Genomic DNA, 15,190 nt, shown 5'->3' on the forward strand with positions numbered 1-15,190 from the left:
AGTTAAATCATAAGTCCGGGTCCCCTTCGTCTAGAGGCCTAGGACACCGCCCTTTCACGGCGGTAACAGGGGTTCGAATCCCCTAGGGGATACCAATTTTAATCAAGGTTTATCGAAACTTTGGTTAAAGACAATAAACCACCTTTAAGGTGGTTTTTTTGTCTCTACATTTTGAGTGCTTAATTGAGAGTCGCCCGATTTAGTTGCGATTCATACGCACCAAGTTATTCATTAGACTTACCCACAATTCCAAATTACCAAATAAAAACAATAATGCTTAGATAGGCTTACCTTGCTTGGTGACGTAACTTTGTTCAATCACGCATTAAAGCTTGTTGAGGCGTCTTCTAACCTAATCCTGTTCTAAACCAATACAAAAACTCACTTTTGGGATTATTCAATGTTGGCACTTTGAATGCTGTCACTCTCAACGCTGATACTTGGAACCGTTAATCGCGATTTATCCATGTTTCCAATCACTCAACGAGTGCAATTTGAAGTAGTCCGTTGTCACAACACCTATTTTTCAGGAATATTGCGTTAAACTGGCTCGTAATTTTAGGGAATATGAGAGCGAGTATAAGTATAAGAGTGAAGCTTTGCGGGAAGAGGGAGAATTAGGCGGAAACCTATTGAGATAAAAAAGGCGACATTCATTACTGAGTGTCGCCTTTCGTCATCTAACTTTTGGCTTAATCTACACCTAAGAATCCACCGGTTTGGTGCGCCCATAGTTGGGCATAAATACCGCCAGCGGCGATAAGTTCTTGGTGTGTGCCTTGTTCGACGACTCGGCCTTGATCTAACACGATTAGCCTATCCATTGCGGCAATGGTTGAAAGTCGATGGGCAATGGCGATCACTGTCTTACCTTGCATTAATTCATATAAGCTTTCTTGTATTGCTGCTTCAACTTCTGAATCTAGCGCAGAGGTGGCCTCATCAAGTAGTAAAATCGGTGCATTTTTTAATAAAACCCGTGCGATGGCGATACGTTGTCTTTGTCCGCCAGAGAGTTTTACACCCCGCTCACCGACTTGAGCATCTAAGCCATGGTTACCGTTAGGATCGCTTAGGCTTTGAATAAAGTCATAGGCTTGAGCTTGCTTAATGGCGCTGTCGAGCTGTTCTTCACTGGCACTTGGATTACCGTAAAGAATATTCTCGCGGATAGTGCGATGCAAAAGTGATGTATCTTGCGTGACCATGCCTATTTGCGAACGCAGTGAATCTTGCGTTACCGTTTTGATGTCTTGGCCATCAATATTTATCTGACCTTTTTCAACATCATAAAAACGCATGAGTAAATTGACTAGGGTCGATTTACCCGCGCCAGAACGGCCAACAAGACCGACTTTCTCGCCCGCTTTAATATTCAGATTCAGATCTTCAATCACGCCAGTCTGTTCACCGTAATGGAAACACACATGTTTGAAATTAATCTTACCTTGATTAACGATAAGCGGTTTTGCGTTAGGTTCGTCTTGGATTATTGTTGTTTTTGATAGCGTATTCATCCCATCGATGACGGTGCCAATATTTTCAAATAATGAACTGATTTCCCACATTATCCACTGTGACATGCCGTTTAAACGCAGTGCTAAACTCACCGCTATGGCAATGGAACCGACAGTAATAGCGCTATCGGTCCATAAGGCAATCGATACCGCTGCAATACTAAAGGCCAACATATAGTTAATAATCTGCACGCTGACACTAATGCCAGTCACTAAACGCATCTGACGATACACAGTATCTAAAAATATTTGCATACTGGATTTAGCGTATTCAGCCTCTTTTTGTGTGTGAGCGAATAATTTTACTGTGGTGATGTTGGTGTAGCTGTCGACGATACGGCCTGTCATGGTTGAGCGTGCATCGGCTTGCTCAGTAGAGACACTTTTTAACTTAGGTACAAAATACCATTGCAGCCCAACATACAATGCGAGCCACACTAACATGGGGAGTACGAGACGCACATCGGCGCTGGCGATCATCACTAGCATAGAGGTGAAATACACTAAAATGTATACCAGTACATCGAGCAATTTCATCACAGTTTCGCGCACGGCTAAGGAGGTTTGCATCACTTTAGTCGCGATTCGCCCCGCAAAATCATTTTGATAAAATGACACACTTTGCTTCAGCAAATAACGATGTGCGAGCCAACGGATCGACATAGGATAATTGCCGAGTAAGGTTTGATGCATGATAAGCGCATGCAGTAATACCAACACAGGCATGACAATCAGCATCATCACGCCCATGAGTATTAAGGTTGTCCCTTCATCTTGAAATAAGGTCTGTGGATCTTTTTTCACTAGCCAATCAACTAACTGGCCCATAAATCCGAACAATGACACCTCAAGCATGGCCAGCATTGCGGTCAGAATAGACATTAGGATTAATGGCAGCTCGTAGCCTTTAGTATAGTGACGACAAAAAGCATAAACCCCAGTAGGTGGCTTAGTGGGTTCGTCATCGGGGAGGGCTTCAACCCAAGATTCAAATCGTTTAAACATGAATTAACTCTATGTTGAGATAAAAAATAGTCGTATTTATACCTAAATAACCAGCTGATGTTGAAACTCGTATCCTCAGGTAGCTTGGGTATAGCATATAGGATTTCATGCATTAACAGCATGGAAATGATTGAGTTCCGTTTTCCGCTAGTGCTACATGTTAGTTTTACGTAAAGTAATCAACAAGACATAAATTGTGAGCGGATATTGTCGGGCCTAATAAATGATGAAGACGAGTAACACGCCTGTGGTTTTGATAAAAAAAGAGAGTAATCGTTCGGCTGATATGTTGCTCAGTGATGGACTACTTTCAGCAACGGTTTGTCGAGAGGCAAGGATGAGCCGCGATGTGCGTTTTGATGGTAAGTTTTTTGTTGGCGTGTTAACCACGGGCATTTATTGCCGTACCGTTTGCCCGGCAGTTGCGCCAAAAGAGCAAAATGTGCGTTATTTTGATTCAGCTGTTAAAGCGGCGCAGGCGGGGTTACGGCCTTGTTTACGCTGTCGACCCGACAGTGCACCAGGATCAAATCCGTGGAAGGGTACAGGCACGACTTTAGCAAGGGCCATTAGTTTGATTGAAGCAGGCGCATTGGCAGGGAGATCATCGGGAGAAGCGGCTTTAACTGTAACACAATTGGCTGACCGATTAGGCATCAGCAGTCGTTATCTGAATAAGCTATTTACCGAAGGTTTTGGCACTTCGCCAAAACAATATGCCTTATACCGACAGTTACTGTTTGCGAAACAATTATTACATCAAACCCAGTTACCTATCACTCAAGTGGCGTTGGCGGCGGGTTTCAATAGTATTCGTCGTTTTAATGAAGCGTTTAAGCAAAACTTGCAATTAACGCCAACTCAATTAAGAAAGACCGCATTAATCAAGGCGGCGAAGGAGCACGTTATTGATCCATCAACAGGATTAAGCGAAATTGATGCTATGGGTGAATTTGTACCGCACTATGGATTAACCCTATATCAATACTATCGACCACCATTGGATTGGCCATCGCAGCTGGCATTTTATCGCTTACGTGCGGTGACAGGGATGGAATGGTTCACGTCGCAAGTGAGTCATCCACAATCGAGTGATGCCGTTCAAGTTGCAGATGAAGCACACCTTGCCGCGGAAGCTAAATTTGACGATAACGGGCTCGGATATGGTCGTTGTTTTGCATTAGGTAACATGCGCGGCACAGTGCAAATGTCCCATGAGCCTAAGCTAAATCGATTCAAGCTGTCTATTGCGTTGACCGAAGACTCTACCGTAGATGAATTACAGCAATTAGTGACGCAGATACGGCGAATTTTAGATCTTGATGCGGATATGCAACAGATTGAACAAAGCTTAAGTACACTATCCCATGTAGAATTAACGCCTTTGGCAGGCTTGCGTATTCCTGGCGCAGGATCGCTATTTGAAGCGGTGTGCCGCGCAATTTTGGGCCAACAAGTGACGGTCGTGCAGGCAACTAAATTATTGAATCTATTGGTTGAAGCCTATGGTGAGCGCTTTTACCTCAATGGCCGAGAGTATCGTTTATTCCCGACACCTGAGATCATTCGCAAAGCCAGTCTTACTGAGCTTAAAATGCCGGGGGCACGTAAATCGGCGCTCAATGCTCTGGCTGCATTTATCTGCGATTATCCAGAGGCAAGCGTTGATGAGTGGCTTAGTGTTAAGGGTATTGGTCCTTGGACAATAGCCTATGCCAAGCTTCGTGGCTTGGGCGATCCAAACGTGTTTTTACATTCAGATTTAATCGTCAAAAAGCATTTATTGGCCTTATATGCTACAACACATCCGCAGAATGAATCTGCTACTACGATAAGTTATCCTGATTTATGTCAGCAGCTTAGCCAAAGCATCGCGCCTTGGGGCAGTTATTTAACCTTCCAGCTCTGGCACCAATAACCGTCAAACAGTTCCAAATTAAACTGACAATGTAGAACATCGTTTACATTAAATGAAGAGACAGATAATGAAGCATCCTATTCGTCAATTGAGCCAAGCTCCAAACGTTGCAGCGTATCAGCCCTGCGCCGTAGATACTTTTATGAGTCCTGTTGGCCTGTTGCAATTACATGCTAACGCCTACGGACTGAGCCATTTAACGGTTATTGGCTCAGATCGTACTGAGATTATCCTTGCTAAGGTGAGTGCGGATACGCTCAATCAAGCCACGGTGCATATTCGCGAAACTCAGGCACAGCTCACGGATTACTTTGCGGGTAAACGTGCTGAGTTTGATGTAAAGCTCGCGCCCAAGGGCACACTATTTCAACGTGAAGTCTGGCAAGCTTTGCTTAATTTAGATTACGGCCAGAGCTGCTGTTATGGAGAGATTGCTGAGCAAATAGGTCGTCCCAAAGCGGTACGCGCGGTAGGCGCCGCCAATGGCGCAAATCCTATCGCCATTATTGTGCCTTGCCATAGAGTGATAGGCAAAAATGGTAAACTCACCGGTTATGCTTACGGACTTGAGATGAAACAACAGCTACTCTCGCTGGAAACTGACAAGCACAGTATCAATATTTAAGCTAGAATAGCGTCCTATTAAGATATTGGTGAGCAGTTAAACTTTCTATGACTCAGGCTTCTTCCTCTGCGGCAAACTTTGCCCAACTCGGCATTATTGCACCATTGCTAAATCGATTAACCGAATTAGCCTATGTTTTGCCCACACCGGTTCAGGCGGCGACAATTCCTGCTGTGCTCGCCGGGCGAGATGTGTTAGCTGGCGCCAATACAGGCTCGGGTAAAACGGCAGCCTTTGCCGTACCAGTGTTGCAGCAACTCGTTGAAGCTAAAACCGATGATAAAAGTGGCGCTTATGTTCGTTGTTTGGTCTTAGTGCCAACCCGTGAGTTAGCGCAGCAAGTTGCTGATAGCTTTTTGTCCTATGCCTCGCATTTAAATGGCCAACTGAAAATTGTTGCCGCATTTGGTGGTGTATCCGTTAATGCCCAAATGCAAAGTTTACGTGCTGGCGCTGATGTGTTGGTGGCAACCCCTGGTCGTTTATTAGATCTATTATCCAGTAATGCGATTAAATTGAACCGCGTTAGTGTCTTAGTGCTTGATGAAGCCGACCGTATGCTAAGTCTTGGTTTTACAGACGAATTAGCCCAAGTACTTGATGCTTTACCAGCGAAAAAACAAACATTGTTATTCTCTGCGACCTTTCCTGAAGAAGTGCGTGAATTAACGACAAAACTGCTTAATAATCCGCTTGAGTACCAATTATAAAGTGAGCAAGAAAGCACGATTCATCAGCGGGTGATTACCGTTAACCGCCCGATGAAAACCGCATTATTAGCGCATTTGATAAAAGAGCACCAGTGGTCACAGGCGCTAATTTTTGTTAGTGCCAAGAACACTTGTAATCACTTAGCGCAAAAATTATCTAAACGCGGTATCAGTGCCGAAGTCTTTCATGGCGATAAAGCTCAAGGTGCGCGTACGCGGGTGCTCGATGGTTTTAAAAATGGTGAGATCAGTGTGTTAATTGCTACTGATATTGCAGCTCGTGGTATCGATATCGATAAACTGCCTGTGGTGATCAACTTTGATTTACCTAGAAGCCCAGCAGATTATATGCATCGTATTGGTCGTAGTGGCCGCGCGGGTGAAGCTGGCTTAGCCGTGACTTTGATTTCCCATGAGGATTATCACCACTTTGGCATTATAGAAAAAAAGAATAAGCTTAAGCTCGTGCGTGAACAAATTGTGGGTTTTGAAGCCGATGATGAAATACCAGCCGAACTGTTAGAGCAAGAAAAGCCTGTCGCTAAGCCCGAAGGTACGGGCAAAAAAAAACGTAAGCAGTTACCGCCAGCCAATACTGAATTTTGGGGTAAGCAATCTTAAGTCATTGGAGATAAGCTATTGTTAGCTTATCTCCAATGTTCCTTGTCATCTCACTTGTCGTAGGTAAGGTTTATGCAGCACTTATTTTGGTTAGTTGAAGGTAAAGTCGCAGGGCGTAGTGGTCCCAATAAAGATTCTTGGGATTTACAAACCCTCAAAGACGCTGGCATTGGCGCCGTTTTGTCAGTTAATGGCGGTGAAGGCTGCGAACCGAGTGCGTTTAAACAGCTCGATTTACGTTACGAATGCATTCCATTGTCGCGTAATGTGCCACCCCAAAATGGCGATGTGGCGATTTGTGTGGCTCAGTTACCTAAGGCTTTAGCGTTTATTCAGCAATGTGAAGCTGATGATGTTCCTGTGGTTATTCATTGTCGGTCGGGTAAAGATCGCACGGGTTTAATTATGGCGTATTATCTAATGGTTAATGGTGCTGCACCATTACATGCTGTGAGCCAAGTACGCAATATTCGCGATATTGCTTTTACTGCAGAAGGTTGGGATCAATTTGCCTTCGACGTCTTATACGCATTACAAGACTAAGTTTTTAAAAGCCATTTGGTCGTTAAATCGACTAATTAATAGGTAGTGATTTTCATGTGTTTGACCTTCATCATCAAATTTTTATGATTTTAAGGTTAAGCTACCCCTAGGTTAATTTTAGTGAGTTACCCATATCATTATGAAAAGCAAAGCAAGTCAGTCGCAGGGATTACTGCTGTTTAAGTTATCACAGTCCCAAGTGTTTGCTTTAGGCACGCTAAAAATTCGTGAGTTAGTGCCGTACACGCCATTAAGTAAAATTCCTCAATCGCACCCGACAATTCTTGGTGCGGCGACCATTCGTGGTCATACGATCCCCATTATTGATATGGCGGCCGCGATTGGCTATAGGCCAATTACAGCCGAGGAATTAGAGAAGTGTTATATCATTATCACAGATTGCCAACGGATGATTATTGGCTTTTTAGTGCGTGGTATCGATAAAATTATCGAGTGTAACTGGCGCGATATTGAAGCTCCTTCTGCCAACTTAGGTAAAAATGCCTATTTGACTGGCGTTACCCGTTTTCAAGATCAATTGGTGCAGTTGCTCGATGTTGAGCTGTTATTATCAAAAATTTTCCCCGATAACCCACAAGCTAACCGCGCTATTTTGACCGATGTGCAGCGTGAAAAACTGAAGCCGATGAATATTCTACTGGTTGATGATTCTAAAGTTGCTCGTAAGCAATTATCTGACGCACTAGATATGATCAACATACCTTATCGGGTGACCGCAGATGGTAAAGAAGCCTTAGCGATTATGGAGCAAGCGGCACTGGATCATCATCCTATTGATATTTTAGTGAGTGATATCGAAATGCCTGGGCTTGATGGTTATGAATTGGCATTTGAGGTGCGTGATAATTCGTTAACTGCTAATGCTTATATTATCTTGCATACATCTTTATCCAGCGAAATTAGCGTGAGCCAAGCTCATCAAGTCGGGGCAAATGAAGCGCTAACGAAATTTGATGCCCACGAGTTGATTGATGCCATGTTGCGTGGTGCTGATTTAGCTATCAATAAGCACTAATCAAGTAGCGTGTGAGCTTTAGGCGGGCAAGAGGGGTATTTTGCTCGCTTATTTCTTGGTAAGACTAGACAAGTCCAGTCACATCCTATAAAACCTAATGGCCTCATTTTCGAAGGCGTGCGTTGGGGATCTCAACCAAAATATAATAACGATAGGTTAAATCATGAAACAAAAATCATTATTAGCTAAATTGGCTAATGGCAGTCTGGTATTACAAATCTTATTAGGCATCATCGCGGGTGTGATTTTAGCCACTTTGTCACCTGACAGCGCAAAAGATATCGCTTTTTTAGGTAGCTTATTTGTGGGTGCATTAAAAGCGATAGCGCCAATATTAGTATTCATCTTAGTGGCGTCATCGATTGCCAATCAAAAGAAAAATACTCAAACGAATATGCGCCCTATTGTGATTTTGTATCTATTAGGGACGTTTGCCGCAGCATTAACCGCAGTGATTTTAAGTTCAATTTTCCCGACGGATTTAGTACTGGTGGCTGGGGTGGAAGGCACAAGTCCGCCACAAGGCATTGGCGAAGTCATCCATACCTTATTATTCAAATTGGTCGATAACCCAGTTAATGCGTTAATGACGGGAAACTATATTGGTATTCTCGCTTGGGGTGTAGGTTTAGGTTTAGCCTTACATCACGCTACCGATTCGACTAAACAAGTGTTTGCTGACATGAGCCATGGTATTTCACAAATGGTGCGCTTTATTATTCGTTTAGCGCCTATCGGTATTTTTGGTTTAGTTGCGGCGACATTTGCCGAAACCGGTTTTGCGGCAATTGCAGGTTATGCACAGCTATTGGCAGTGTTATTAGGTGCAATGGCGATTATCGCTTTAATCGTTAATCCATTGATTGTATATGTGAAGATTAGACGTAATCCGTACCCGTTGGTATTTCAATGTTTGCGTGAAAGCGGCGTTACCGCATTTTTTACTCGCTCGAGTGCGGCAAATATTCCCGTGAATATGGCGCTATGTGAAAAATTAAATCTGCATGAAGACACGTATTCTGTTTCTATTCCTTTAGGTGCCACCATTAACATGGGCGGCGCAGCGATCACCATTACAGTATTGACTTTAGCCGCGGCTCATACCTTAGGTATTCAAGTTGATCTACTAACAGCATTGTTACTGAGCGTTGTCGCTGCTGTTTCAGCTTGCGGTGCATCTGGCGTTGCTGGCGGTTCATTACTACTGATTCCATTGGCTTGTAGCTTGTTTGGTATTTCTAACGATGTTGCCATGCAAGTGGTTGCCGTGGGCTTTATTATTGGCGTGGTTCAAGATGCCGCTGAAACCGCATTAAATAGTTCAACGGACGTTATCTTTACCGCTGCCGCTTGTGAAGCCGCTGAAAATAAAGCTAAACTAAGTTAAGTTAAGTTAATTAGCACGGTTATTCGTTTTATAAGCAATTAAAGCAGTCACTTTGGTGGCTGCTTTTTTATGGGCGTCGTTATGATCTTTTGTGATTTTAAAGCGTTAGATGCGGCAAAACCTTGGTATGGTATAAATGATACTGTGATGGGCGGTTTGTCCCGCAGTAAAATGACGGTTTCGCCATTAGATTATGCCGAGTTCAGTGGCCATGTTTCACTGGCCAATGGCGGTGGTTTTGCCTCGGTGCGTTGTGAGTTTAATCCTATAGATGTGAGTGGCTTTACGGGGATTTATCTTGAACTTGATAGCGAACAAGATAAACACTATAAAGTGAATTTAAAAGATGTTTACACCCCTCAAAGCACGGTATATCAAGCACCAATGCCTGTGCCAAGTCATCAAGCGATTAGTGCAAGCTGTACAAAAACAGTAAATTGGCAGCGCATCGATATTCCTTTCAGTGATTTTCAGCCACAATGTCGTGGCAAAGCGGTTTCCCGTCCGAGTATTGCGTTAAGCCAACTCTGTAGCTTAGGGCTGGTGATTGGTGCCCAGCAAAGTGGTGACTTTGCACTGAAAATCAAAGAAATAGGTTATTACTAATTTCTGCTGCTATTTTTTATAACGGATGAGTTTATTATTCAGCAGCTTGATAAAATAAATAGAAAAAGGATAAGGCCGAGGCGCTTATCCTTTTGGTGAGTTTGACTAATGTGTTAGCTTAAGCGCCGACAATCCCTAACGGTTTGGCCGTTTTCCACGCCCCGCGAGTAAAATCAGGGAAGGTGACTGAGTTACTGCGATCATTGACTGACTGTTCGCTTAAGATATTCACCACCGACCAAGACGCACCATCGTACACATCCTGATCTAAGGCTTCGCCATTGCGTAGGCAATAAATCATGCGCCATAGCATTACAAAGTCCATACCGCCGTGGCCGCCGTTGATTTCAGCCTCTTTACCTATACGTTGCCACAATGGATGATCGTATTTGTCGTACCACTTTTGCATGTCCATATCCCATTCGTGGTAACTGTTACCCAAGCTGCCATTTTCTAGGGCGATACGATTCGGGAAACCAGCAAATACGCCATTAGTTCCTTGGATTAAATTGTGGCGACTGTAAGGTCTTGGGGTCGTAGTATCATGTTGCACCATGATGGTTCGGCCCTTAACGGTTTTAATCAGGCTGGTGTTGATATCGCCATTGATGTACTTGAGCTGGTTACGCTCATGATCGGCAGGAAATTCGCGTTTAGCGTAAAGTGCGCGGCCAAGGGCGGGAGAACTCATTGAGGTTAAGTAATCGAATCTGTCACCACGGTTGATGTTCATGTACTGTGAAACTGGGCCTAAACCGTGGGTTGGATACAAGTTACCGTTACGTTTTTGTATGCCAATAAGTACGCCATGAGCCCGTTTTATGGTCGATTTCCTTCATCTGCCAGCGTAGCTCATGGATATAAGCGGCTTCGCCGTGGAGTAACTCGCCAAACACGCCTTGGCGTACCATGTTGAGTACCATAAGTTCTTCGCGGCCGTAGTTGACGTTCTCCATCATCATGCAGTTTTTCTGAGTGCGCTCTGCGGTATCAACAACTTGCCAGCACTCATCTACTGTGAGTGCCATTGGTACTTCGACAAAGGCATGTTTGCCACTCTCCATGGTTTCAATCGCCATAGGCGCGTGCCATTCCCACGGAGTCGAAATAATCACAATATCAATATCATCGCGGCTTAATAGATCGCGATAGCTCAGGTCATTACCAGTATAGACAGTAGGTTTTGGCCGATTTTGTTTAACGATATGATCTGCGGCTCTGTCGAGTACCGCTTGGTGGGGGTCACAAATGGCTTTAAGCTCAACACCTTCTAAATGACAGAATTGCTCGACATGGCTAAAACCTCGCTCGCCGACACCGATAAAGCCGACTCTAACCACATCCATTTTAGGCGCCACAAGTCCAATAACGGATTTACCCGCTTGCGGTTTAGGTGCAACAGTACTGGCGTTGGTATTGAGGGCTATATTGGCGGTGACGAGTCCTGCGGTAGCGGCACCTGCAGCTTTAAGAAAATTGCGACGATGAATATTATGCATAAGGCTTCCTGCTTTATTTTTACCTGAAGATATTGAAATATCACTTGGTTTTATTAGTGCGATAACTCACCTATTGGTTATATCAGAAACCCTATTCAAATTGGCAAGAAAAGATGTAACAGTACATTCGCCCGATAAATAAGTCTTTTAGCTACCTTTATTTTAGCAATCGGTAAAGAGTGATCTTGATCACGTTTTAATTTGTTAATTGGGCTACACTGCCGATTAATTAATCAAGAGCATTTATCTTATTATTTAAATAGTTAGCAAACATTAATTAACAAAATGATCACATAATATAAGTTATTTAAAGTAATGTGTTGCTACAAGGAGTAAAGAGTCAAATGGGTTCTATGCTTAATGTACTGCCACAACTGGCTTTCACCTCAGGTGATTGGGTATTGCATAAGGATATCAGGATGTCAGGAATCGAAAAACGCCGTCGCCTTCATTGGCGGGAGACCGATATGCAAAATCGCGAAATTATAGGCCGTTGGTTAGATGAACGTCCTTTATTGGGTGATAAAATTACCCTCTATAAAGAAAACGATAAATATTTTTTAGAAACCTGGTTTAGCGATGGGTGCCATAGTTTAGATGAAGTCTATATGACGCAAACATCTGAGGGCCATAAGCTAGAAGATGTCGGTGGTAATTTTTTTGGTGAATTCTTTATCGTGACTCAGTCAAAGCAATTACAATTTTGTAATGAACAAGGCTGTTATTTCCAAGTAGACAAATTAGCGGCCGATGCACATCCGGTGCAAAGTATGCGCGTCGCGTAAATGCATGTTCAATATTTTAATATATCAAAAGGTCGCATTAGCGACCTTTTGATTTTATCTAGTTTATGTGTAGAAGGTTAGCCGTTAAAGGGATGTTTGCTACTAAAAAATAATGGCTTATTCGAATACGGATGAGTCAGACTTAAGCTTTGTGCATGTAAGCATAAACGCGGTTTGGCTTTGATAACTTCGGCATCACCGTAAAACTCATCACCTAAAATCGCATGGCCTAGGGCAAGCATATGCACACGTAATTGATGAGTGCGGCCTGTTTCTGGCGAAAGCTCGATTAAGGTGCTGTTTTCTCGGCGCTCTAGTACACGGTAGTGGGTGAGGGCGCTTTTACCGCCAGTCGCTCCCTTTTGTAACGTCTTTTGATAGGGCGGATGCTCTGAGTCTGGCGCTATCGCGAAGTCAATAACGCCCTGTTCCTGCGTCACATCTCCCATTACTTCGGCGATATAAACTTTCTTACTCTGCCTATCTTGAAACTGCGTTTTTAAATGTGACTCGGCTTTTTTATTACGGGCGAACACCATAATGCCCGAGGTCGCGCAGTCGAGCCGATGCACTAAAATTGTTTCTGGATATAGGCTTTGCAAACGGGTTAGCGCGCAATCGAAGGTGTGTGCTGCTCGACCGGGATTGGACAATAATCCCGAAGGTTTATTGATGATAATCAGGTCTCTATCTTTATAGCGTATGTCTAGCCAAGGAACTGCGGGGGGGTGGTAATCAAATATCTGCATCTTATCCTCATTTTCTCGCGGCCATATTAACAAAATTTACTTAGGCCAACTGCATAATTTTATGCTTGCTAATGTTTAGAGGGGAGAGGGTAAAAATTCGGCTGGCGTCTTACGACTCCAAATACGACTATAAGCCATTAATTGCGGGTAAAAAGTGCGAAACGCCGTTTCAATTTCGATCTGCATTTTATCGATAATTTTATGACTGTCTTTAAATAGCGCAGCTTGTGGGTGCTGTTTTGCCACTTGTGCTAAAGCGCGACGTAGCCCTTGCTCGTTAGTGTAACTGCCTAGCCAGTCTTCGCTGCGCATGGGTGGAATGAGCGTTAACAGAGATTGAGGATGATATTGATCATGGCCTTGGGCTGCGAAAGACGCTAGGGCGCCATACGCCTTCTGGCTAAATGCATCGAGTGGTTCTGGATGATATTCTTCCCAATAGTAAGCCAAGTAATGATCAAAACTCACCGCCATCAGCTCTGCTGCTATGCTTTTTAAGGCTACAGGAAAGGCTTCCATTAGTTCGATAGTGAGTTCGTGGCTAGCGCACAGAGTGTTAATTTCTTGGTTGAGCCATAAAGCTTGCCGTAATTCCATAGGCGCTTGCGCTATTGGTGCTTGAATATAGTTACCCGCCACATTAGCGGCAAGATGAGTTTTACTGATATCGGCAAGATGTAAGTGTGTAAGAAAGTTCATATATATGCTTGGTTAACCACGTCGGTTCACGGTAGCATGCAGTAGTGCGCTTAGGAAAGCGCCCAAGGTAAAAATGTAGTTTTTTTTCACTTTTTTAGGATCATGGATGATGTGGAACTGGTTTACTAAAATGCTCGGTAAAGACGAGCGGCCTAAGCGCAAAAAAATATTAGTTGAAATCCCCTTTGAACAACACCCTTTTAGCTTGGATGATTTTAGCCCCGCACGGCTTAAATATGCTGCCGATGAGAATGTATCCTCTGAAGGAGCCAATCCACAGTGTCTTGAGCAAGAAATAGACACTGGCAATAAGTAATCTTGATCTTATTGGCCTCTACCCTATAGACTAGCCGCCGTTTAACGCTATCTTGAGGCCACTATGCGCGTTGCTGACTTTTGTTTCGATCTCCCTGATGAGCTGATCGCTCGTTATCCTATGGCGCAGCGTAATGCATCACGCCTACTCACTTTAGATGGCAACTCTGGCGCGTTAGGTGATAAACAATTTACCGATCTACTGGGGATGATTAATCCCGGTGATTTAATGGTATTCAATAATACCCGAGTGATCCCCGCGCGTATGTTTGGCCAAAAAGCCAGTGGTGGTAAGTTAGAAATTTTAGTTGAGCGTATGCTCGATGATAAGCGTATTCTCGCCCATGTTCGCAGCTCTAAATCTCCTAAAGTCGATTCATTAATCCACCTTGATGGTGGCTATCAAATGAAGATGGTGGCGCGCCACGATACTTTATTTGAACTCGAACTGTTAGCTGAGTTGACCATTTTAGAAGTACTCGAAGCCGTAGGGCATATGCCGCTACCGCCTTATATCGATAGACCCGATGAAGATGCCGATAAAGAGCGCTATCAAACTGTGTATAACCTAAACCCTGGCGCGGTTGCAGCGCCGACGGCTGGTTTACATTTTGACGATGCGATGCTTGAAGCATTAAAGGCTAAGGGCGTGAATATTGCCTTTGTGACCTTGCATGTCGGTGCAGGAACTTTCCAGCCCGTACGCGTTGACACAATTCTTGAGCACAAGATGCATTCTGAGTGGGCTAATGTACCGCAGGATGTGGTCGATTTAATCGCGCGAACTAAAGCGGCGGGTAAACGTGTGGTTGCCGTTGGCACAACATCAGTGCGTTCACTCGAAAGTGCTGCGCGCGCAGGTGGGGGCGAGCTCAAAGCTTTTAGCGGTGATACCGACATCTTTATTTATCCCGGTTATCAGTTCCAAGTAGTTGATGCTATGGTGACTAACTTCCATTTGCCAGAATCTACCTTAATCATGTTAGTGTCTGCCTTTGCGGGTTTTGATCATGTTATGGCGGCGTATCAACATGCAATCGCACAAAAATATCGCTTTTTTAGTTATGGTGATGCCATGTTTGTGACGAAAAAAGCCCACTAGAGTATGATTTTGCTTTAAAATAGCCGCCCACAGTGAGTAATGGGGGCAAATTTATTTTATCAAAAGGTTGAAC

General features: G+C 43.8%; 12 protein-coding genes, 1 tRNA gene and 2 pseudogenes. 11 read left to right on the forward strand and 4 right to left on the reverse strand.

Annotated elements, in window-relative coordinates:
- The first annotated feature begins 19 nt into the window (after positions 1-19).
- Positions 20-95 (forward strand) — tRNA-Glu (locus tag BW947_RS07420).
- A 597-nt stretch (positions 96-692) separates the two neighbouring features.
- On the opposite strand, the gene BW947_RS07425 is transcribed toward BW947_RS07420, so the two are convergent.
- Entirely contained in the window at positions 693-2,522 is a 1,830-nt protein-coding gene (locus BW947_RS07425) for an ABC transporter ATP-binding protein (protein ID WP_076498059.1), read from the reverse strand.
- 286 nt (positions 2,523-2,808) lie between these two features.
- On the opposite strand from BW947_RS07425, the gene BW947_RS07430 reads away from it, so the two are divergent.
- From BW947_RS07430 to BW947_RS07460, 7 genes and pseudogenes are all read left to right on the forward strand, one after another.
- Complete coding sequence (locus BW947_RS07430) at positions 2,809-4,440, forward strand: AlkA N-terminal domain-containing protein (RefSeq protein WP_244153234.1); 1,632 nt, start codon at positions 2,809-2,811, stop codon at positions 4,438-4,440.
- A gap of 67 nt (positions 4,441-4,507) precedes the next feature.
- Positions 4,508-5,065, forward strand: coding sequence for a methylated-DNA--[protein]-cysteine S-methyltransferase (locus BW947_RS07435; protein ID WP_076498060.1), 558 nt, complete (start codon positions 4,508-4,510; stop codon positions 5,063-5,065).
- A gap of 47 nt (positions 5,066-5,112) precedes the next feature.
- Positions 5,113-6,396: pseudogene (locus BW947_RS07440) on the forward strand (DEAD/DEAH box helicase).
- Between the two features lie 72 nt (positions 6,397-6,468).
- Complete coding sequence (locus BW947_RS07445; RefSeq protein ID WP_076498062.1) at positions 6,469-6,939, forward strand: phosphatase domain-containing protein; 471 nt, start codon at positions 6,469-6,471, stop codon at positions 6,937-6,939.
- A gap of 139 nt (positions 6,940-7,078) precedes the next feature.
- Positions 7,079-7,975, forward strand: coding sequence for a chemotaxis protein (locus BW947_RS07450; protein ID WP_076498064.1), 897 nt, complete (start codon positions 7,079-7,081; stop codon positions 7,973-7,975).
- Positions 7,976-8,138: 163 nt separating this feature from the next.
- Positions 8,139-9,362 carry a serine/threonine transporter SstT gene (gene sstT / locus BW947_RS07455; RefSeq protein ID WP_076498066.1) on the forward strand — a complete coding sequence of 408 codons (1,224 nt, stop codon included), beginning with the start codon at positions 8,139-8,141 and terminating at the stop codon, positions 9,360-9,362.
- Between the two features lie 81 nt (positions 9,363-9,443).
- Entirely contained in the window at positions 9,444-9,968 is a 525-nt protein-coding gene (locus tag BW947_RS07460; protein ID WP_076498484.1) for a CIA30 family protein, read from the forward strand.
- A 118-nt stretch (positions 9,969-10,086) separates the two neighbouring features.
- Here the strand turns inward: BW947_RS07460 and BW947_RS07465 are convergent.
- Positions 10,087-11,467 (reverse strand): annotated as a pseudogene (locus BW947_RS07465) (Gfo/Idh/MocA family oxidoreductase).
- A gap of 344 nt (positions 11,468-11,811) precedes the next feature.
- Between BW947_RS07465 and BW947_RS07470 the strand changes: the two are divergent.
- Positions 11,812-12,252 (forward strand): hypothetical protein, encoded by a 441-nt coding sequence (locus tag BW947_RS07470; protein WP_076498068.1) that lies wholly within the window; start codon positions 11,812-11,814, stop codon positions 12,250-12,252.
- A gap of 77 nt (positions 12,253-12,329) precedes the next feature.
- On the opposite strand, the gene BW947_RS07475 is transcribed toward BW947_RS07470, so the two are convergent.
- Entirely contained in the window at positions 12,330-13,001 is a 672-nt protein-coding gene (locus BW947_RS07475; RefSeq protein WP_076498070.1) for an RluA family pseudouridine synthase, read from the reverse strand.
- Positions 13,002-13,076: 75 nt separating this feature from the next.
- The gene (locus BW947_RS07480; RefSeq protein ID WP_076498071.1) at positions 13,077-13,700 is read right to left on the reverse strand and encodes an acyl carrier protein phosphodiesterase; all 624 of its coding nucleotides are present in this window, start codon (positions 13,698-13,700) and stop codon (positions 13,077-13,079) included.
- Between the two features lie 106 nt (positions 13,701-13,806).
- On the opposite strand from BW947_RS07480, the gene BW947_RS07485 reads away from it, so the two are divergent.
- On the forward strand, positions 13,807-14,016 hold the full coding sequence (locus BW947_RS07485; RefSeq protein WP_076498072.1) for a hypothetical protein: 210 nt from the start codon (positions 13,807-13,809) through the stop codon (positions 14,014-14,016).
- A 63-nt stretch (positions 14,017-14,079) separates the two neighbouring features.
- Entirely contained in the window at positions 14,080-15,117 is a 1,038-nt protein-coding gene (gene queA / locus BW947_RS07490) for a tRNA preQ1(34) S-adenosylmethionine ribosyltransferase-isomerase QueA (protein ID WP_076498074.1), read from the forward strand.
- The last annotated feature ends 73 nt before the right edge of the window (positions 15,118-15,190 follow it).

Origin of the sequence: Shewanella morhuae (assembly GCF_900156405.1) — a bacterium.
Taxonomy (GTDB): Bacteria; Pseudomonadota; Gammaproteobacteria; order Enterobacterales; family Shewanellaceae; genus Shewanella; species Shewanella morhuae.